The sequence below is a fragment of the Rhodococcus sp. BUPNP1 genome (assembly GCF_002215235.1).
Lineage (GTDB): Bacteria > Actinomycetota > Actinomycetes > Mycobacteriales > Mycobacteriaceae > Rhodococcus.
The window spans coordinates 1-18,504 of the sequence record NZ_NERM01000046.1; the positions used below are offsets into that span (position 1 = coordinate 1).

18 protein-coding genes and 1 pseudogene are annotated in these 18,504 nt (G+C 68.1%); 7 read left to right on the top strand and 12 right to left on the bottom strand.

Going from position 1 to position 18,504, the window contains the following annotated elements; genetic code table 11:
* Positions 1-124: 124 nt before the first annotated feature.
* Positions 125-394 (bottom strand): annotated as a pseudogene (locus B9C99_RS26210) (transposase); the annotation flags it as partial.
* A gap of 76 nt (positions 395-470) precedes the next feature.
* On the opposite strand from B9C99_RS26210, the gene B9C99_RS24360 reads away from it, so the two are divergent.
* Positions 471-1,046 (top strand): alpha/beta hydrolase fold domain-containing protein, encoded by a 576-nt coding sequence (locus tag B9C99_RS24360; RefSeq protein ID WP_253250192.1) that lies wholly within the window; start codon positions 471-473, stop codon positions 1,044-1,046.
* 98 nt (positions 1,047-1,144) lie between these two features.
* On the top strand, positions 1,145-2,524 hold the full coding sequence (locus B9C99_RS24365) for an NAD-dependent succinate-semialdehyde dehydrogenase (protein ID WP_088899639.1): 1,380 nt from the start codon (positions 1,145-1,147) through the stop codon (positions 2,522-2,524).
* A gap of 81 nt (positions 2,525-2,605) precedes the next feature.
* On the opposite strand, the gene B9C99_RS24370 is transcribed toward B9C99_RS24365, so the two are convergent.
* Positions 2,606-3,595, bottom strand: a complete 990-nt coding sequence (locus B9C99_RS24370) for a bile acid:sodium symporter family protein (RefSeq protein ID WP_088899654.1) — start codon at positions 3,593-3,595, stop codon at positions 2,606-2,608.
* Between the two features lie 84 nt (positions 3,596-3,679).
* Here B9C99_RS24370 and B9C99_RS24375 point away from each other — a divergent pair, with 84 nt between their 5' ends.
* Together B9C99_RS24375 and B9C99_RS24380 are read left to right on the top strand one after the other, a co-directional pair.
* The gene (locus tag B9C99_RS24375) at positions 3,680-4,537 is read left to right on the top strand and encodes a LysR substrate-binding domain-containing protein (RefSeq protein WP_088899640.1); all 858 of its coding nucleotides are present in this window, start codon (positions 3,680-3,682) and stop codon (positions 4,535-4,537) included.
* A gap of 70 nt (positions 4,538-4,607) precedes the next feature.
* A complete protein-coding gene (locus B9C99_RS24380; protein ID WP_088899641.1) occupies positions 4,608-5,102 on the top strand; it encodes a hemerythrin domain-containing protein in 495 nt (164 codons plus the stop codon).
* Here the strand turns inward: B9C99_RS24380 and B9C99_RS24385 are convergent.
* Positions 5,095-5,778, bottom strand: a complete 684-nt coding sequence (locus tag B9C99_RS24385; protein WP_088899642.1) for a phosphodiesterase — start codon at positions 5,776-5,778, stop codon at positions 5,095-5,097. The genes B9C99_RS24380 and B9C99_RS24385 overlap by 8 nt on opposite strands.
* An 86-nt stretch (positions 5,779-5,864) precedes the next feature.
* Between B9C99_RS24385 and B9C99_RS24390 the strand changes: the two genes are divergently transcribed.
* Complete coding sequence (locus tag B9C99_RS24390; RefSeq protein ID WP_088899643.1) at positions 5,865-7,139, top strand: glutaminase; 1,275 nt, start codon at positions 5,865-5,867, stop codon at positions 7,137-7,139.
* Positions 7,140-7,347: 208 nt separating this feature from the next.
* Positions 7,348-8,220: an alpha/beta hydrolase gene (locus B9C99_RS24395; RefSeq protein WP_088899655.1), complete on the top strand. Its 873-nt coding sequence runs from the start codon at positions 7,348-7,350 to the stop codon at positions 8,218-8,220.
* 276 nt (positions 8,221-8,496) lie between these two features.
* Here the strand turns inward: B9C99_RS24395 and B9C99_RS24400 are convergent, their stop codons facing one another.
* From B9C99_RS24400 to B9C99_RS24435, 8 genes are all read right to left on the bottom strand, one after another.
* Positions 8,497-8,970: a hypothetical protein gene (locus tag B9C99_RS24400; protein ID WP_088899644.1), complete on the bottom strand. Its 474-nt coding sequence runs from the start codon at positions 8,968-8,970 to the stop codon at positions 8,497-8,499.
* 104 nt (positions 8,971-9,074) lie between these two features.
* Positions 9,075-9,749: an ABC transporter permease gene (locus B9C99_RS24405; protein WP_160877146.1), complete on the bottom strand. Its 675-nt coding sequence runs from the start codon at positions 9,747-9,749 to the stop codon at positions 9,075-9,077.
* The gene (locus B9C99_RS24410) at positions 9,746-10,390 is read right to left on the bottom strand and encodes an ABC transporter permease (protein ID WP_088899646.1); all 645 of its coding nucleotides are present in this window, start codon (positions 10,388-10,390) and stop codon (positions 9,746-9,748) included. The genes B9C99_RS24405 and B9C99_RS24410 overlap by 4 nt, the downstream gene beginning before the upstream one ends.
* Positions 10,387-11,496, bottom strand: a complete 1,110-nt coding sequence (locus B9C99_RS24415) for an ABC transporter ATP-binding protein (RefSeq protein WP_088899647.1) — start codon at positions 11,494-11,496, stop codon at positions 10,387-10,389. The genes B9C99_RS24410 and B9C99_RS24415 overlap by 4 nt, the downstream gene beginning before the upstream one ends.
* A gap of 16 nt (positions 11,497-11,512) precedes the next feature.
* Positions 11,513-12,424 carry an ABC transporter substrate-binding protein gene (locus B9C99_RS24420; RefSeq protein ID WP_088899648.1) on the bottom strand — a complete coding sequence of 304 codons (912 nt, stop codon included), beginning with the start codon at positions 12,422-12,424 and terminating at the stop codon, positions 11,513-11,515.
* Between the two features lie 83 nt (positions 12,425-12,507).
* Positions 12,508-13,008, bottom strand: a complete 501-nt coding sequence (locus tag B9C99_RS24425) for a cysteine dioxygenase family protein (protein WP_088899649.1) — start codon at positions 13,006-13,008, stop codon at positions 12,508-12,510.
* Positions 13,009-13,214: 206 nt separating this feature from the next.
* The gene (locus B9C99_RS24430; protein ID WP_088899650.1) at positions 13,215-14,108 is read right to left on the bottom strand and encodes an amidohydrolase family protein; all 894 of its coding nucleotides are present in this window, start codon (positions 14,106-14,108) and stop codon (positions 13,215-13,217) included.
* 36 nt (positions 14,109-14,144) lie between these two features.
* The gene (locus tag B9C99_RS24435) at positions 14,145-16,220 is read right to left on the bottom strand and encodes an ATP-binding protein (protein WP_088899651.1); all 2,076 of its coding nucleotides are present in this window, start codon (positions 16,218-16,220) and stop codon (positions 14,145-14,147) included.
* A 285-nt stretch (positions 16,221-16,505) separates the two neighbouring features.
* Between B9C99_RS24435 and B9C99_RS24440 the strand changes: the two genes are divergently transcribed.
* Entirely contained in the window at positions 16,506-17,429 is a 924-nt protein-coding gene (locus tag B9C99_RS24440) for a LysR family transcriptional regulator (protein WP_088899652.1), read from the top strand.
* Between the two features lie 71 nt (positions 17,430-17,500).
* Here B9C99_RS24440 and B9C99_RS24445 read toward each other — a convergent pair whose 3' ends face one another.
* Positions 17,501-18,373, bottom strand: a complete 873-nt coding sequence (locus B9C99_RS24445) for an SRPBCC family protein (protein WP_088899653.1) — start codon at positions 18,371-18,373, stop codon at positions 17,501-17,503.
* Positions 18,374-18,504 lie beyond the last annotated feature (131 nt).

An 18,504-nucleotide genomic window follows, 5' to 3' on the forward strand; every position in this document is an offset into this window, starting at 1 on the left:
ACATCAGAGGGCAAATCGATGCCTGAGATCATCAGATGCCAGAAACGCTATCTCGCCCGCGAAGTGTTCACCGCGCTACGACAGGACTACCGAGCTCTGACCACTTGACCTCTATAGGAGCGTCCTTGGCGATCTCCCGCAGCGCGTCCTTCTCCAACTCGGCATCGGCGAGCAACCGTTTGAGCCGGCTGTTCTGCTCCCGCAGTTCCTTGAGTTCCTTCGCTGCATCGGCGTCCATGCCGGAGTACTGACGCCGCCAGTTGTACAGCGTCGCCGCCGACACCTCGAGCGCTGCGGCGATTTCTTCACCGTTCTTGCCTTCCGCGGCCAACTCGTCGGCTCGGCGCAGCTTGCGCACGATGTCCTCCGCCGAGTGACGTTTGCGTCCCGCCATGATCCCTATCGTCCCTTCTTCGCCCTCACCAGGGCAATCAGGACTCTAGAACAACCCGGACCTACTCACAGGGGACATGCCATACCGCCGCGCCCCCGAGTTCCAGCACCCCGCGCAGATCGAGGACGGTGTCGCGGTCTTCGACGCGCTGGTCGCCGACGGTATCGCGCCGCAGGACATCACCACGATCGGTGACTCGGCCGGCGGCAACCTCGCCGTCGCCATCGCACTCGCCCTGCTGAAGCAGGGGAAGCAGGGCCCCGGCGCGGTCATCGCCTTCTCGCCGTGGCTCGACATGGAGAACAAGGGCGAAACCCTCGTCACCAACAACGACACCGATGCGCTGATCACGCCGGAACTGCTCCAGGGCATGATCGCCGGGGTCCTCGGCGACACGATCGATCCGACGACCCCGCTGGCGAACCCTCTCTACGCCGATTTCGCGGGCTTCCCCCGCCTCTACATCAACGCCGGCAGCGTCGAGTCGCTCCTCGACAACGCCACGCGGTTGAAGGAGCGCGCCGAGGCCGCGGGTGTGGACGTCACCCTCTCGATCGGCGAAGGCCAGCAACACGTCTTCCCGTTCCTGGCAGGACGTTCCGCTCTCGTCGCCGACGAACTCGCGCGGATCGCCGACTGGTACCGCAAGTAGGAGTCCGTCTCCTGCGGACACCGAAACTTTCATCGAGGACGGGGCCGGGCGCAACGAGTTCGTCGCGTCCGGCCCCGTCCGTACATCGGGAGAACATCATGGGTGTGTACACCAGCATCGACCCCGCGACCGGCGAACAGGTCGCGCAGTTCCCGGAGATCTCCGACGACGAACTGAAGGCTCTCGTCGCGCGCAGCGCCGAGGCCTACCGCGAGTGGCGGGCGACGCCGCTCGAGAAGCGTCGCGCGATCCTGGAACGTGTCGCCGAGATCCACCGGGAGCGTGCCGGCGAGCTGGCACGCATCCTCACGCTCGAGATGGGCAAGCCCATCGCCCAGGCCGAGGGCGAGGTCGCCCTCGTCGCGTCGATCTACCGGTACTACGCCGACCACGCCGAGGAGTTCATGGCGGACGAACCGCTCGACATCTCGGGCCCGGGTACCGCGGTCGTCCGCACGGAACCGATCGGTCCGCTGGTCGGCGTCATGCCGTGGAACTATCCCTACTACCAGGTGGCCCGGTTCGCGGCACCGAACCTCGCTCTGGGCAACACGATCATTCTCAAGCACGCCCGCAACTGCCCGCAGGCGGCACTCGCGATCGAGAAGGTCTTCGAGGACGCGGGCCTGCCCGCAGGCGTCTACGCCAACGCCTTCGTCTCGTCGGCGCAGGTCGCGGACGCGATCGCCGATCCGCGTGTGCAGGGCGTGTCGCTGACCGGATCCGAGAAGGCCGGAGCCGCGGTCGGTGAGGTCGCGGGACGCAACCTGAAGAAGTGCGTCCTCGAACTCGGCGGTTCGGATCCGTTCATCGTGCTGCGCGACGCCGACATCGATGCGGCGGCCACCGCCGCCGCGGTCGGCCGGTTCGCCAACGGCGGTCAGGCGTGCACGGCGTCGAAGCGCTTCCTCGTGGAGGAACCGGTCTTCGACGAGTTCGTGGAGAAGTTCCTCGAGGCGATCGACGCCTGGCAGCCGGGCGACCCGACCGATCCCGGGACGAAACTCGGTCCGCTGTCGTCGCGTTCGGCTGTCGACGAACTCGACGAGCTCGTGCAGGACGCGGTGTCGCGCGGCGCCCGGGTGCTGACCGGAGGTGAGCGTCCGACCGGTGACGGTGCCTGGTATCCGCCGACCGTCCTGACCGACGTCACGCCCGGGATGCGCGCGTACTACGAGGAGTTGTTCGGTCCCGTGGCGGTCGTCCATCGCGTCGGATCCGTCGACGAGGCCGTCGAGATCGCGAACGATTCGCCGTTCGGTCTGGCGTCGAGCGTGTTCATCGCCGATCCGGCCGTGGCCGAGCGCGTGGCGAACGAACTCGAAACCGGCATGGTCTGGATCAACAGCACCAGCAAGAGCTCGCCGGATCTGCCCTTCGGCGGGGTCAAGCGGTCCGGTTTCGGCCGCGAACTCGCCCGTTTCGGCTTCGCCGAGTTCGCCAACAAGAAACTGGTGCGCAACCCTGCCGGACGGTGACGACCGGTCCCGATCCGACGATGCGGCCGTTCCCCGGGTTTCCGGGAACGGCCGCATCGCTGCTGCCACACGGTCGTTCTGTCACACGGTCGCAAGAGCTTCCGGTGCCTTCTTCGCCAACCGGCCGGCGAGGGCCGCGCACACCAGGAGCTGCATCTGGTGGAACAGCATGAGCGGCAGCACGATCAGGCCGATGGGCTGGCCGGGGAAGAGCACGATCGCCATGGGAAGGCCGGTGGCCAGGGACTTCGTGGAGCCGCAGAAGAGGATCGCGACACGGTCCTGGTATTCGAAACCGAGTCCGCGCGACGAGTACCAGGTGAGTGCGAGCACGATCGCGAGCAGCACCGCGCACACACCGACGAGGGCGAGCAGGCGACCGACCGACATCATCGACCAGATGCCCTCGTTCATGCCGCGGCTGAACGCCACGTACACGACCAGCATGATCGATCCGCGGTCGACGAGCTTGAGCGGCTTGCCGTGGGCCTTCACCCAGCCACCGATCCAGCGCCGCAGGAGCTGACCTACGACGAACGGCACGAGCAACATCAGCACGATGTCGAGCACGGCCGACCCGCTGAAGGTGACGCCCTGGGTGGACATCGTCAGCGCGACCAGCAGCGGCGTCGCGAAGATTCCGATGAGACTCGAGGCGCTGGCCGAGACGATCGAACCGGGGATGTTGCCGCGCGCCACCGAGACGAGCGCGATGGCGGACTGCACCGTGGACGGCAGCAGGCACAGGTACAGGACGCCGAGATAGAGCGGGTCGCTCAGGATCGACGGCACGAGCACCTTCGCGGCCAGGCCGAGCAGCGGGAAGACGACGAAGGTCGTGGCGAGGATCGTCAGGTGCAGACGCCAGTGCTTGAGACCCTCGATGGCCTCCTGCGTGGACAGGCGCGCGCCGTACAGGAAGAACAGCAACCCGATGGCGATCTTGGCGGCCCAGTTCACGCCGTCGAGTACGACCCCGTCGGCGGGCAGCAGAGCAGCGACGGCGACGGTGGCGAGGATGGCGAGCAGGAACGGGTCGAGTCGTCCGAGCACGGGGATCTTGGAGAGCACGAATCGACGGTACGGCAGCCGGACGTCATTACAGAAGACGGTCACCACGTTTTCTGTAATCGCGATTCGTGATGAAATGGGGTCGTGTTCGATCCGGTGCACCTACGGAGCTTCCTCGCCGTCGAGCGTGAGCGCGGCTTCACCGCCGCCGCCCAGCGGCTCGGCCTGCGTCAGTCGACGGTCAGTCAGCACGTCGCGCGACTCGAGAAGGAGATCGGGCGCCGGTTGTTCGTCCGCGACACGCACAACGTCGAGCTCACGGCCGACGGCGCCGACATGGTCGCCTTCGCCCGCGAGATCCTCGATCGCCACGACGCCGCGCGCAGGCACTTCTCGGAATCGTCGCTCAGTGGCCGGCTGCGCTTCGGGGTCTCCGAGGACCTCGTGCTCTACGAACTGCCGTCGATCCTCGCCGAGTTCCGGCGCAGTCATCCCCGAATCGATCTCGAACTCACCGTGGATCTGAGCGAGGATCTGCAGCGCCGACTCGACGACAACGAACTCGATCTGGTCTTCGGCAAGCGCCGACCGGGCAGCCGCCACGGCGAGATGATCTTCCGCGAGCGCCTCGTCTTCCTCTCCGCCCCCGATTACGTCCTCGATCCGGACGAGCCGACACCGCTGGTGTCCTATCCGTCGCCGGCCCTGACCCGCGACATCGCGCTCGAGGTCCTCCAGCGCAGCGGGCGCGGTGTGCGGGTCGCGTGCACGACCGACAGTCTCAACGGCCTGCGCGCCGCGGCGCTCGCCGGACTGGGCGTGGTGCTGCACGCCGAACGGCTCCCTCCGCCCGGTCTCGTCCCGGTGCGCGATCCCCAGCGACTGCTTCCCGATGCGGGTGAGATCGAGTTCGTGCTCATGGCGCGTCGTTCCGTACTCAGCGGTCCGGAGGCGGCCCTGCGCTCGGCCATCCTCGCGAATGCGGATCGCGTGCGCGTGTGACGGTGTCGCGGATGGGTATTCCTGTGCCACGCCCGCTGGGGGCGGCAGTGCTCACGCCGCAGGAGGAACCGTGTCCACAGACGCGATCGTGTTGCTGAAGGAAGACCACAAGGAGATCAAGAAACTCTTCCGCGACTTCCGGAAGGCCGAGGGGGAGAAGGAGAAGGGCAAGATCGTCGACAGGATCATCGAAGCCCTCACCGTGCACACCTATCTCGAGAACGAGTGCATGTACCCCGAGATACGTTCCCTGCTCCCCGATCTCGAGGACGACATCCTCGAATCGTACGAGGAGCACCACGTCGCCGATGTGCTCGTCGTCGAACTGGCCGGAATGAAGCCCGACGCAGAGCGTTTCGATGCGAAGACGACGGTCCTGATCGAGAACGTCGAGCATCACATCGACGAGGAGGAGGACGAGTGGTTCCCCAAGGTGCGCGAGGCACTCGGACGTAAGCAGTTGCAGGACATAGGTGCCCGTATGCTCGAGATGAAGGAGGACGCCCCGCGGTCGCCGGCGCAGCCGTCCGCGCTGAAGAAGACGATCGACGCGGTGATCAGCTGACGGTGTGCTGCGGCCGGGCGAGGGAGGCGCCTCGTCCGGCCCGGCTCGCCCGGTAGGCGTCGCGCCGAGTCTCGACGAGCCAGCCCGGCCACGGATCGACGAATCCGGGGCAGTGGACGGTCGGATCGAAGGACGGCTGCTCCGAATCCTTCTCGGACAGGCGGCGACTCAGCGTCAGGCGTCCCGCCGATTCCAGGGGGCCGCGGGCGGAGCCCACCAGGAGCGAGAACTCGAGCGGCACCTCGAGAGCCTGCACGGAGGTCGTCGAGGACGGATGCCGTCCGCGCGGAACGGCGGTGATCCACCGCGGCGTGGGATCGCTGTCGGTCCGATAGGCCATGAGTGTGCTGTAGCGGGCACTCGACCACGAGCGGGCCGGTAGCAGCGCCACCCGGCCGGGCAGATAGGCCGACGCGAGGAGGATGTCCCACGGGCCGGTCTTCGCGGCGAAGCGCACCGCGAGACCGAGAACGTCCGGCATCCCGTCCGGTGTGCCGATGCCCCGCGACACCCGGGCGACGACAGGGGTAGGGCGGGGGATCTGCTGCGGCCACCAGGACGACTCGAGTTCGGCGACCCCTTCGAAGGTCGCGCCGCGCGGATGGAACACGCGTGCTCCGCGCAGCGCGGATCCCACTCGGAACGGCACGGACAGCGCCGACGACAGAGCAGTCATGGGGATGGCATACCCGCCGGTCTGTCGGTTCAATCGCCTTCGTCACTCCCCGCCCCGGCAGCGTCCGATTCGGTCACGATGAATACATGCGTTCACCGTTGCCGGATTATCTGACCGAAGTGCTCCGAGGATGTGCCGACAGTTCGGGCGCACTCGCCGATTACATCCCCGAACTGGCGAGGGCCGACCCGGACCGGTTCGCCCTCACCCTCGTGACCGCCGAGGGGGCGATGTACTCGGTGGGCGACGACGACACCGAGTTCACGATCCAGTCGATCTCGAAGCCCTTCGTCTACGGTCTCGCACTGCAGCAGAGAGGGTTCGACGCCGTACTCGACGTGATCGACGTCGAACCGTCCGGGGAGGCGTTCAACGAGGTCTCGCTCGAACGCAACACGGGCCGTCCGCTGAACCCGATGATCAATGCCGGTGCGCTCGCTGCACACGCCCTGGTGCTCGACGACAGGCCGGTCGAGGACTCGGTGGAGGACATCCGCTCCCTGCTGTCGTCCCTGGCCGGCCGCGACCTGGCAATCGACGAGAAGGTCGCGTCGTCGGAACTCGAGAACTCCTATCGCAATGTCGCCATCGCCAATCTCCTTCGGGGGTACGAGGTTTTCGAGGACGATCCCGACGAGATCGTCGAGGGGTACATCCGGCAGTGCTCGGTGACGGTGACGACCAAGGACCTCGCGATGATGGCCGCGACACTCGCGGCGGGCGGCGTGCAACCCGTGACATGCGAGGAGATCTTCTCGCGCGACGTGGTGCGCCAGGTGCTGTCGGTGATGGCGACCTGCGGGATGTACGACGCGGCGGGGGACTGGCTCTCCACTGTCGGTATCCCTGCCAAGAGCGGCGTGTCCGGCGGAATCATAGGAATCCTACCGGGACAGTTGGGTATTGCGGCGTACTCGCCGCGCCTCGACGACCACGGCACCAGCGTCCAGGGGGTCGCCGCCTTCGGTCGTCTCTCCCGCGATATGAACCTGCATCTGATGGACGCGCCGATGGTCGCACACTCGGTGTTGCGCAGAAGACATGTCATCGGCGAGGGTGACGAGGCTCTCACTCTGCTCGAGTTGCAGGGCGACCTCCAGTTCACCAGTGCCGAGGGTCTCGTGACGGCCGTGGTCGACGAACCGGTAGCGACGAAACGCCTGGTCTTCGACCTGTCCCTCGTCCGTACGATCCTGCCCGTCGGCCGAAGGATGTTGCTGGAGATGATCGGTCGGCTCCATCGCGACGGGGTGGAGGTCGTCGTGATCGACCCCGAAGCACATCTGCCCGAGCCCGATACCGGCTACGGCTTCCGGCCCCAGGTCCACGCCTCGTGGGAGGACCTGGAGGCGCAGGGGTGAAACGGCATTCGGCACGAATGTGACGTGAGGGACGGCTGTGAAATTTTCCGGAACCACGGGTGGCGTTCACACCGAGCACTGGGCTACGGTGTCGTGCGGTGTGCCCGAGGTTGGGCGGCGAAAGACGCTCGTACCCCACGAAAGAAGATCCATTCATGCCGTTCCCTGAATCCCTCGTCGTCCCCGGAATCGTCCGGGTAGGAGGATGATGGCGTTGCTGACACGTTCGCCCTACCGCTGCCCCGGAGACGGCAGCGTGATCCACCACGCGTGCACAGGATTGCTGACCTACTGGGAGCGTCCCGTCGAGGAGCACGTCGCCCGCACGTCGCTGGGCGACACCTACGTGCTCACCACGGGCCCTGCCACCGCACCGCCGATCGTGGTGCTCGCGGGTGGCGACCTCCCGGCGGCGGGGCTGCGTCTGCTCGCCGAGCAGTTCGGTGAGCAGCACCGGGTGGTGCTCGTGGACGTCCCGGGTCTTCCCGGTGCGAGCGCGGGCAGCCGGCCCGACAGCCGGATCCACAGCGTCTACGGCCACTGGCTGGTCGAGGTGCTCGATGCACTCGGCGTCGAGCGGGTTCCCGTGATCGGTCTCGGCTGGTCGGCATCGGTGGCCGCCGCGGTGGAGGATCCCGACCGGATCGAGAAGCTGGTGATCGCCGCGCCGCTGGGTCTCGTCCCGCGCGTCCGGTGGAACCGTGCCCTCATTCCGGGCCTGCAGTGGCGCAACGAGCCCAACCTCGAGAACACCGAGCGCTACCTCAGGGCACTCGCCGGATGCGACTACCGGCCCGACGAGCAGACCCTGCGGTGGTCCTGCCGCGTCGGCGCGTACTGCACGTCGCTGACGAACATGCCCCGCATCGACCGAGCCGTGCTGCGCCGTTGGCGTGGGCGTCCGGTCGAGGTCGTCGTGGGAAGCAAGGATCCCCTCGTGCAGGTCGACGCGTTGAACAAGCTGGCCGACGACATGGGTGCGCATTTCGTCGCGCTTCCCGAGGTGGGTCATCTCCTCGCGGTCGAGACTCCGGCAGCTCTGGCCTCCCTGGCCGCTGCTGTGCCGGTAACGGAGAACTGAGTCACGGAAGACCGGTCGAAAGTGGCGATGCCGGGCTGCCCCCGACGGGCGTAGCTATCAGTCCGGCATCGCCACTTCCGGTCACCCTCCCAGTGGAACCCGAGCGCTCGGGTACCCACCCCAGGGCTGCGATAATCCCCGAATTATTACGTTTTGGTCACGGGGACACCTACGACCGTACCACCTGAACGCCGAGTCGTTGCAGATGTGTGTGTCGGCGCGTCACACATCCGCGATGACAGGGCCTCGGTCACATCACGCCACGGCCCCGTCGGATCACGCCACAGCGGGGCTCCAGTCGACCACGACCGACCGTGCGCCGATGTATTCCAGCAGGTCGCGGACAGGTCCGCCGAAGCGGAGCTGACGGGCGACCTCCAGTTCGTCGAGGTCGTCGTCCTCCGTGCCGACGAGGACCCCGTTGATCACGCTGCGGGCCGCGGACACCACGAGTGTCTCCTCCTCGGCCACCCGGACCGGTACATCGTTCTCGCCCGCCACCGCGCCGACCGCCACGGCCACGTAGTCCCTGTCCTCGTCCGCGTCGTGATACGCGACCAGACGGCCGTGCAGCACGGACTCGGGCAGGATGCGGTCGAGCGTCACACCCGAGGGAACGCTCTCGTCGTCGGGACGGACGCTCGGACCGGATGCGGCCGGTGTGGCCGGGGATGCCGTGGGCTGCGCGGCTGCGTACAGGGGTACGCGCCGAGACGTCCAGCCGAAGTAGGTTTCGCGTTGCGCATACATCGCACCTGCGCCTCCTCGATAGGACTTCGTCTCTACCTCCAGTGTGCTCCGGGCCACCGACACGTTCGTCGGTTCCGAAGGAGGCGTCGGAGGGGTCGTACGGGCTAGTCGCGCGAGGCCCGGACGCCGGGTGAGACGAGCACCCGACCGAGGACCGCGAAGAGCGCGAGGATCACCAGCGAGCAGATCCCGGCCAGGGCGGCACCGCCTACGACCAGGGCATAGTCGCTGCGCGCGAGACCGTCGACGATGGGCCTGCCCACCCCGCCGAAGCTCACCGCCGCGGCGATGGTCGCGGTCGCGACGATCTGCACGGCGGCGGTGCGCAGGCCCACGAGGATCAGCGGCAGAGCCACCGGGAGCTGGGCCCGCAGCAGGATCTGGGACGAGGTCATCCCCATCCCGCGGGCGGCGTCGGTCAGTGCCGGGTCGACCCCGCGGATCCCTTCGTAGGAGTTCAACAGGATGGGTGGGATCGCGAGCGCCACCAGCGGCACCATCACCGGAACCAGCCCGATCCCGTACAGCACGACCAGCAACACGAGCAGGCCGTAGGTGGGGAGGGCGCGTGCGGCATTCGCCGTGAGGGACATGAAGACGCCGCCGCGGCCCGTGTGACCCGTCCACAGGCCGAGCGGCAACGCGAGGAGCACGGAGATCACGAACGCGAGCAGGGTGTAGCCGAAGTGCTGGGTCAGTCGCGTCGGGATCCCGGACGCACCCGACCAGTTCGCGGAGTCGCCGAAGTACTCGGCCAGATAGTTCAGCAGGGTCGTCATCGGGACACCTTCGAGGTGCGGCGCATCCACGGCGTGGCGAGACGCTGGACGAGTACGAGCACCGCGTCGACGACCAGTGCCATCACGACGGTCGCGATGATGCCGATGATCGCCAGATCGAGCCGGTCGAGCTGCACCGACGCGGTGAACAACGCCCCGAACGCACCCATGCCGATGAGCGCTCCGACGCTCACCATGCTGATGTTCGCGACCGTCGCGACCCGCAGTCCCGCGATGACCGCAGGGATCGCCAGCGGCAGGTCGACGGTGAGCAACCGGCGCGGTGTCGAGAATCCCATCGCCACCGCCGACTGGCGGACACTGTCGGGCACGGCGCGCAACCCGTCGACGACGTTCGGGACGAGGCCCGCCAGCGCGTAGACGGCCAGCGGAAGGATCACCGTGGTCCGGCTGATCCCGGTGAACGCGATGAGCAGCACGAAGAAGGCAAGCGACGGAATCGAGTACAGAACGCTGCACACCGCGAGAACCGGGGCGTACACCCGCGGCCACCGCACACACGCCAGGCCCAACGGCAGGGCGAGGACGAGGCCGAGCAGCGACGCGCCGAGCGCCATGACGAGATGATCGCCGAGCAGTTCCCAGAACGTCCCGAGATAACCGGGAATCCGCAGGCTCACCGCGACTTCCGCATCTCGAGCGGGGACGGGGTGCCGGCCTCCCGGTGGTTGTGCGCCGCGCGGACCGCCGCCGCCACCTCTTCGCTGCTGATCACCCCGAGCGCGCGTCCGTCGTCGTCCACCGCCACGGCATGGCCCGAGGGTGAGAGCACGGCCGCATCGAGCACGACGCGCAGCGGATCCCGTCCGGGAACGAACGGCCTTCCGGCCGGCAGGAATTCCGCATCGGCACTGCCGTCGCGCCACCCCGTCGGGCGTCCGTCGTCGTCGACGACGAGCAGCCAGCCGTCGCCGACGGCGAGTTCGGCGGCATCGCGGGTGACGATCGGGTCGGTGCGCAGCGGCAGGTCGGCGGACGAGAAGAACGACATGAGCCGCACACCGCGATCGACGCCGAGGAATCCGGCGACGAAATCGTCGGCGGGGGAGGTGAGAAGCTCCTCCGGTGTCGCGTACTGGGCGAGCACCCCGCGCGGTCGCAGGACGGCCACGCGGTCGCCCAGTTTGATCGCCTCGTCGATGTCGTGGGTGACGAGCACGATCGTCTTGGCCAGCACCGATTGCAGGCGCAGGAGTTCGTCCTGCAGATCCTTGCGGACCACGGGATCGACCGCGGAGAACGGCTCGTCCATCAACAGGATCGGAGGATCGGCCGCCAGCGCGCGGGCCACCCCGACACGTTGCTGCTGCCCGCCGGACAGCTGCGCCGGATAGCGTTGCGCCAGCTCCTTTCCGAGTCCGACCCGGGTGAGCACGTCCATCGCGGTCGCGCGGGCCTCCTTACGGCTCGCGCCGAGCAACCGGGGCACGGTGGCGACGTTGTCGACCACCGTGCGGTGGGGGAACAGCCCGGCGTGCTGGATGACGTATCCGATGCCGCGGCGCAGGATCCGGGGATCCTCGTCCCGGACGTCGCGGCCCCCGACGAGCACACGCCCGCCCGAGGGTTCGACCATCCGGTTGATCATGCGCAACGAGGTGGTCTTCCCGCAGCCCGACGGCCCGACGAACACCGTCAGGGTGCCCGTCGGGACCTCCAGCGAGAGTCCGTCGACGGCGACGGTCCCGTCGGGATAACGCTTCTCGACGTTGTCGAATGTGATCACGCGGCACCGACTTCCGTCAGTTCAGATCGTTCTGCTGCAACCACTCCTCGGCGACGACGTCGATGTCGCGGCCGTCGGTGACCACCTGTCCGACCAGGACGACGAGGGTGTCGGTGGTGAGCTTCTCGGACACGGCGTCGATCTTCGCGACGTCGTCGTCGTCGAGATCGGCGCGATGCACCAGCGGGGTGACGTTCTGGGCTCCGAAGACCGACTCCGGGTCCTCCAGCGCCACAAACGGTTCGGTGCTCAGCGACGGATCGGTGGTGAAGATGTTCGCGGCCTGCACGGTGCCGTCCGAGAGAGCGCGGATGGTGATGGGACCGCCGGTGTCGGTGGGGACGAATTCGCGGAACTCGACCCCGTACACCTCACGCAGACCCACGACACCCTGCTGGCGTGTCTCGAACTCCGGCGGTCCGCCGAGGACGAGTTCACCGGCGACCGGCGCGAGATCGGCGATGCTCACCAGGTTGTAGCGCTGCGCGGTCTCCTCGGTGACGACGAGGGCGTCCTTGTTCTCACCGGGGGCGGAGGCCAGGATCTCGAGCCCGTCCGGAAGAGCTTCGGACAGGGCCGCATTGACGTCCTCGGTGGTCGAGGCCGTGCTGTCGGGGTCGATCCGGGCGAGCAGTGCGCCGTTGTACTCCGGGACGAGGGTGATGGCACCCGAGGCGACCTGGTCGTAGTAGATCTCGCGGCTGCCGATGTTGAACTGGCGGGTGACCTCGGCCCCCGCGCTCTCGAGCGCCTGCGAGTAGATCTCCGCGAGCAGGACGTTCTCCGGGAAGTTCGCCGAACCGACGACGATCGCGCCTCCGTCCGCGGTATCCCCGGCGAGGGGATCCTCGTCTCCGCCGCCGGAACAGGCGGCCAGGGCGAAGGCGGACACGGCGAGAAGTGCGGTGGTGCGTGCGAAGCGTTTCACGGGTTGCTCCCTCGGATGCGGCACGGTCGGTTTTCGACTCTATCCCGGCGGATACCCACTGTGCCGGATTTGTCACGAGTGGATCACCAGTCGTCGCCGGCACGCTCCGAGGTCGCGAGGGTGAGGATGCCGCTCTCGAGCCGGTATCGGCTCATCGAGTCCAGTGCGGGGGCGTAGGCGTGCACCGTCACCGCCGGGACGCGGCCGTCGTTGACGACCTCGTGCACGTGCCGGCCGTCGAATCGACGCGTGGCACCGGCCGACAGATGGGTGCGGGAGAGCGTCACATGTTGCCCGGGAAGGTCTTCCGACCACGGCTGGTCGACGGTGTCCTCCCGGACCCGTCCCTGCGCGACGGCGAACGCGCCGGCACTGCCACCGTGATCGTGGATCCCGGTGCGCTGACCGGGAAGCCAGCTCAGCAACCACACCTCGTAGTCGTCGGCGACGGCGAGCCGGGTGTACCAGCGTTCGGTCTCGTCGAAGCGGACGAGCGGCCGCCAGCGGGCGACGTCCGCGGCGATGTCACGGACGATCTCGGCAAGATCGACGCGCACGGAGGGGGACAGAAGAGCAGCAGGCATCGTGGTTCCTCGAAACAGGAGCCGGACGGGACCGAAGGGTCGTCCGGGCAGAAGAAGTGGGTCGGGCCGGGATCAACGACAGGCGCGACAACCACAGAAACCACCGGCGATGCGGACGTAGTCCACATGAAGCCTGCGATGCCGCAGGGTCGCCGGAAGATGCATGTCGCTCACTTCAGCGGCCGGATGCGGCGCTGTCAAGGTTTTCACTCGTGTGACGTTCGGAACAACCGGGCCGGATTGCGTCGCCGTACGGGCTCGTCGCGCTCGTCGCCGAACAGCAACGGTGCTGCGTACGGGCGGTCCGAGCCGAGCACGACGCGGTCGGGGCCGAGTCCGGCCGCCACGGCCTCGACGATCTCGGGACCGTACGACGAGGTGTCGACGAACACTTCGGCCGACGGGATCGTCGCCGGTCCGCCGCGCGCAGCCATCCGGTCGGCGTGCAGCGGCGCGAGTCCGGCGAGCATCGCGAACCCCACGCGCAGTCCGGGGAGGCGAGGGGCCCCGTACTCGTGCCAGGCGAACCACGCGGTGTGCATCTGCGCCACGTACGACACCATCGCCGGCCACCACGGCGGAGCCGACGGATCGGCCGCGGCGGGCCCGGGATGCACGAACAGGGGAGCACCGACGCGGTCGAGTTCGTCGAGGAGCGGGGCGCACCGCGCGTAGCCGTCGGCATCCGCCAACGCGGTGGCGGGAAGCTGGAGACCGACGCAACCCGCCCCGAGCACCTCGCGCAGCGCCGCGGGATCGGGATCGTCGACCGACGCCGCCGCCCACGCCCCGAACGGGCGCGGCAGCGCGAGCACTCCCTCGTGGTAGGCGTCGAGCAGACCGGCCGCGTCGGCTGCGGGCAGCGATTCGATCCCCAGCGGGCTCGACAACGACACCAGCACCAGGTCGATGCCGTCCTGCGCCGCGAGCTCGGCCCGCCGGGCGATCGAATGATCCTCGGGTCGCACCTCGTACGGGGGTTCACCGTCGAGGTACAGCGTCCATCCGACGAGCCGCGGCGCACGTGTGCGTGCCCGCAACGCCGCGACGAGCGGTGCCGGCCAGACGTGCTGGTGGACGTCGACGCGGGGAACGGTCATGCCGTCAGGATGGCAGACCACCCACCCGCTGTCCGCCTACTGTCCTGCGCCGCGGGGAACCCATCGTTCGTGCAGCTGTCCGCGCCGGATGCCCGGGCTCGTCCCGGGTGTCGCGAGAGCGGGGGTGGGTGCCGAGTGACGGTTTCCGACCGCCGGCTGCGATCCGGATGCCGGGTCGGCGTGGAACTGCTCGCCGTACTCCGACGGGGGATCGGGCAGGCGGCGCGGCCGATCGATCCGGTACGGATCGTCGTGGTTCCGGCCGGTTCCCTTGAGCAGGCTGGTCGGCAGGTAGATGCTCGCGGTGATGCCGGCATTGGTGGACGAGTCGAAGGTCGGACGCAGACGCACCGTGATGCCGTGACGATCGGCGAGGCGCGCGACCACGAACAGACCCATTCGCCGTGCGGCACCGGATCCGGCTTCGCCGTCCGAACCCAGCCGCATGTTGATGTCCGCGAGTTCGTCTGCGGGAATACCGATTCCACGGTCGGCGATCTCGAGGAGGAGGCCACCGTCGACGGCCCGGGAGAACGCGAACGCCACGGTGCTCTCGGGCGGTGAGGCGCGCAGTGCGTTGTCGAGGAGCTCGGCGATCATGTGGACGACGTCGGTGACGGCGCTGCCGACCAGATTGCCGTCCGGCGCATTTCCGATGTTCACGCGCTGGTAGTTCTCGACCTGGGAGACCGACGCGCGCAGGACGTCGACGAGCGGTGTGTCGGGGACGCGGCCGAGACGCTGGCGGGTACCGGCGAGGACGAGCAGCGAGTCGCCGGTGCGCCGCATGCGGGCCGCGAGGTGGTCGAGTGCGAACAGGTTCTGCAGACGTGTCGGATCGCGCTCTTCGTGTTCGAGCGAATCGATCAGCGCCAGTTGCTGTTCCACGAGCGTCTTGTTTCGGCGGGCGAGGGTCTCGAGCATCTCGTTGACCTGGCGGCGCAGCTGAGCCTGTTCGCCGGCCAGACGCAGGGCGCCCTCGTTCATGCTGTCGACGGCGCGCGCGACCTCACCGATCTCCTCGCGGGTGTGGACGCGGACCGGATCGAGTGTGACGGATTCGATCTCGGCGCCGTCCTTGATCGCCGCGAGTGCGGCGGGAAGATCCTGTTCGGCGGTGCGCAGAGTGTCGTCGCGCAGCCGGCGCAGCGGCCGGACGAGCGACATCGCGATCACGATCGCCAGGGTGAGGGCGAGCAGCAGGATGATCGCGACACCGATGGCGTTCTTGAGGGCTTCGGTGCGCGCTCCGGCCGCGAGGTCGTCGAGGGCGGCCACGGCTCGGGTCGCGGAACCGGCGACCTCCTCCTGGTAGATCATGAGACTTTCGAAGATCGACCCGCGCAGGGCGGCGACGTTGCCCTCTTCGTTGTCGAGGTTGGCCGTGAGGCTGCGGCGGTTCTCGAGTTGGGTCATCAGACCGTCCACCCGCGAGGCGTCTGCGGCCTCGTTCTCGACGAAGGTGTCGCGGAGGACGGCCAGTCGCGCGGACTCGACACCGAGGGCGTTGTTCCACATCAACAGGGCACCGTCGGTTCCGGCGCTCAGCGCGGAGTACGCGAGGACCTGGTCGAGCAGGGACCACTGGGTGTCCCACAGGTCGAGAAGTGTCGCGCTCTCGCGCTGGACGGTGGGGTCGTCCGTGGTGGTCGTGATAGCGCGGTAGGCGGCCTGGGCGCGGCTGACGAATCCTTCGGCGCGCTCGCTGGCCACGGTCGGCGCCAGGGTTCCCGACGACGCGCTGTCGAGCAGGCTCTCGCCCTCGGCGAGCATGCGGTTGATCATCGCCGCGATCTGCGGATCGAGATCCTTGGCGTCGATGTGGTCGCGCAGCGTCGTGGCGGATTCGCGGGCGACCTGGGCGCCGTTGTCGACGGGGATCGACAGGATCGTCGCTGCGGCGGCACCGGTGACACTGGTGGCGTAGTCGGCGAGGGTCGGCAGGATGGAGACGTTCTCGGCGGCGGCGCTGTAGGCGTCGTTCTCCTGGTAGAGGTCGTAGACGCGGAGCGAGCCGTACAGGGTCGCGGCGACGATGGGGACGGCGACGACCGCGGTCATCCTGCGCCACAGACGCCAGTTGTCCGGCGTGTGCTGCCGGAATTTCCTCATGAGACTCACAACGTTTCGCCCCCGAACCTCTCTACCTGCCTGAGTCGGCGGCCGGCCGAAACTGGACTTCGGCAAGTGAAGAATTTCGCCTTCGAAATTCGGGCCAGGGCGAATCACGGTTCGCTGCCGTCAGGACGTGGGTCAGAGTAGGTAGTACTTCGCTGCGCTCACAAGATCGCCGTCCAAGTCCGATAGCTGGTATTCGACCTTGCGTATACATCACGGTCGTGCGCTACGATGCCGCCGGAATTTCCCGTTCCGCCGGGTTTCGATGTCAGGGGGCGCATGGATCTGCGACGGGTCGATCTCAACCTGCTCGTCGTCCTCGAAGTCCTGCTCTCCGAACGCAATGTCACGCGTGCGGCGCGGCGACTGAACATGTCGCAACCGGCCACGAGTACGGCTCTCGCCCGGTTGCGCAAGCAATTCGACGATCCGCTTCTCGTGAAGAGCGGCCGCACACTGCGTCCCACCGCGCGGGCCCAGGCGATCATCGAACCGCTCCGTGAGGTGCTGCGGACCCTCGAGCGTTCGGTGCTGGCCGCACCCGGTTTCGACCCCGCGACGGATTCGCGCACCTTCACGATCATGACCGGCGACTATGCGGAGATCACCCTCCTGCGCCTGCTGGTGCGGGGGAGCACCCCGGCCAACATCCGTTTCGATCTGCTGCCGGTCAACGGCGCCGGTCTCGATGCCTTCCGGCGGTTCGAGATCGACCTCGCGGTGTTGCCGGAATACGTCCTCGAATCCCCGGAGTTCGAGACCTGCCGGAGGCAGGTCGTGCTGTCCGACAGATTCGTCGGGGCGGTCTGGTCCGGCCACCCGTACACCGGCACCAAGCTCACACGTGAAGTGCTCGGCCGGTACCCGCTGCTGTCCTACGCGCAGTACTCCGACGACACCAACCTCGGCCGCGCGCTGCTGCGTGCCGGGGTGGTGGCCCGCGTCGGCGCGACCAGCGGCAACCTTGCGGTTCTCCCGTACGCCCTGGAGAACACCCGCATGATCACCTTCCTGCCCGAACGAATGGCCCGCCACCTCGCCGAGTCGGCGTCGCTGCGCATCCTGGAACCGACCTTCCAGCTGCCGCCCCTGCGTGAATTCGCAGTGTGGCACGCCGAGCGCGATGCGGATCCCGCGCACGCCTGGCTCCGCGCGCAGCTCGACCCGGTCGGGCGTCGCCGCGTCGCAGCACAGGCGGGCTGACGACGACGAACGCTGCGGACCGGCCCGTTCGACGGGGCTCGATCCGCAGCGTTCGAGTGGATCCGGTGAGGTCAGCGTCCCGATCGACGCTGGAGGATCACCGCGATGACCACGACGAGGATCGCGATCACTCCCACCGGCGCGACCCGCGTCGCGACCGATCCCTTCGCGTACTGCATGAGATCGAGCGGTTCGGCCTCGGGCTGCGGGGGCGCGGCCGGGGAGGGAGTCGTCGACGGCGTGGGAGGCGTCGAGGTCATCGTCGGCGCCGGTGAGGCGCTCACCGGGCTGGGCGGAACCGACTCGTTCGGCCGCAGCTGCGCGGAGTCGTCGTCCCCGGCGCCGGGCCCGACGAATGCTCCACCGGCCGGCTCGTCGCCCGAACCCGCGGCGGTGAGCGGCGGGCTCGCCGGCACGGACTCGTTGGGCTGCGACTCGGCTGCCTCAGCGGTCGCCGCGGAGGAGGAGGACACAGAGGAGGACGTGGAGGAGGCCGCCGCTTCGGGTCCGAGCTTCTTCGACAGGCAGTCCGCGAACTGCTCGAGGATCTTCCCACCGACATCCGAGATCATCCCCCGCCCGAACTGGGCGGGCTTGCCGGTGATCTTCATGTCGGTGCTCACGATGCCGTCGGTGCGGTCGCCGTCGCCGGTGAGGGTGACGGTGATGGTCGCGGCCACCGTGCCGTTGCCTCGGGTGTCCTTCGCATTGGCCTCGATGACCGCCCGGCGGGCGCTCTCGTCCTTCTCGACGTACACGCCGGTGCCCTTGAACGTGAGCGCCACCGGTCCGAGCTTCACCTTGACGGTCCCGGTGAACGTGTCGCCGTCGACCCCGGTGAGCGTCGCGCCCGGCATGCACGGCGCGACCTTCTCCGGATTCAGCAGGGCGGTCCACACCTCGTCGACCGGGGCGGGAACGGACAGTGTGTGTTCGAGTTGCATGAGGTCCTTAAGTTCGTAGGTGCAGTTACTTCGTGAGAGTTACGTTGAGCTGTAACCCGGGCGGGCCGGGCGAGGCTGCATAAGGTTTGCCCACTCTCGAGTGGGGCTTGAAAGGACTGGCCACCCGACCT

What these genes read in the sequence shown, in the direction of transcription:
- B9C99_RS24430 (WP_088899650.1), bottom strand. Translation starts at nt 14,108, where the DNA reads ATGACCGTTCCCCGCGTCGACGTCCACCAGCACGTCTGGCCGGCACCG.
- B9C99_RS24395 (WP_088899655.1), top strand. Translation starts at nt 7,348, where the DNA reads ATGGCGTTGCTGACACGTTCGCCCTACCGCTGCCCCGGAGACGGCAGC.
- B9C99_RS24440 (WP_088899652.1), top strand. Translation starts at nt 16,506, where the DNA reads ATGGATCTGCGACGGGTCGATCTCAACCTGCTCGTCGTCCTCGAAGTC.
- B9C99_RS24360 (WP_253250192.1), top strand. Translation starts at nt 471, where the DNA reads ATGCCATACCGCCGCGCCCCCGAGTTCCAGCACCCCGCGCAGATCGAG.
- B9C99_RS24385 (WP_088899642.1), bottom strand. Translation starts at nt 5,778, where the DNA reads ATGACTGCTCTGTCGTCGGCGCTGTCCGTGCCGTTCCGAGTGGGATCC.
- B9C99_RS24390 (WP_088899643.1), top strand. Translation starts at nt 5,865, where the DNA reads ATGCGTTCACCGTTGCCGGATTATCTGACCGAAGTGCTCCGAGGATGT.
- B9C99_RS24435 (WP_088899651.1), bottom strand. Translation starts at nt 16,220, where the DNA reads ATGAGGAAATTCCGGCAGCACACGCCGGACAACTGGCGTCTGTGGCGC.
- B9C99_RS24365 (WP_088899639.1), top strand. Translation starts at nt 1,145, where the DNA reads ATGGGTGTGTACACCAGCATCGACCCCGCGACCGGCGAACAGGTCGCG.
- B9C99_RS24405 (WP_160877146.1), bottom strand. Translation starts at nt 9,749, where the DNA reads ATGACGACCCTGCTGAACTATCTGGCCGAGTACTTCGGCGACTCCGCG.
- B9C99_RS24445 (WP_088899653.1), bottom strand. Translation starts at nt 18,373, where the DNA reads ATGCAACTCGAACACACACTGTCCGTTCCCGCCCCGGTCGACGAGGTG.
- B9C99_RS24425 (WP_088899649.1), bottom strand. Translation starts at nt 13,008, where the DNA reads ATGCCTGCTGCTCTTCTGTCCCCCTCCGTGCGCGTCGATCTTGCCGAG.
- B9C99_RS24400 (WP_088899644.1), bottom strand. Translation starts at nt 8,970, where the DNA reads ATGTATGCGCAACGCGAAACCTACTTCGGCTGGACGTCTCGGCGCGTA.